This is a genomic window from Salmonella sp. SAL4457 (genome assembly GCF_046548235.1).
Classification (GTDB): domain Bacteria; phylum Pseudomonadota; class Gammaproteobacteria; order Enterobacterales; family Enterobacteriaceae; genus Salmonella; species Salmonella enterica.
In genome coordinates, this window is record NZ_JBGDZO010000521.1 from 1 (window position 1) to 270 (window position 270).

At 67.4% G+C, this 270-nt stretch carries 1 protein-coding gene; it reads left to right on the forward strand.

Annotated elements, in window-relative coordinates; all coding sequences use genetic code 11:
• Positions 1-270 (forward strand): FAD-linked oxidase C-terminal domain-containing protein (locus ACLJNW_RS25315; protein WP_410961379.1); only part of this gene is annotated, 270 nt, incomplete at both ends.

Below are 270 nucleotides of genomic sequence, written 5' to 3' on the forward strand. Positions count from 1 at the left end.
CAACCTGTCGATCCGCGCCGCTGAGGATTTCATCCACGCCGGTTACCCGGTCGACGCGGCGGCGATCCTGCTCTGCGAACTGGATGGCGTGGAAGCCGACGTGCACGAGGATTGCGAGCGGGTCCGCGAGCTGTTCGAGGCGGCTGGCGCCACCTCGGTGCGACAGGCCCAAGACGAGGCCGAGCGCCAGCGCTTCTGGGCCGGGCGCAAGAATGCGTTTCCGGCGGTCGGGCGGATTTCCCCCGATTACTACTGCATGGACGGCAGCAT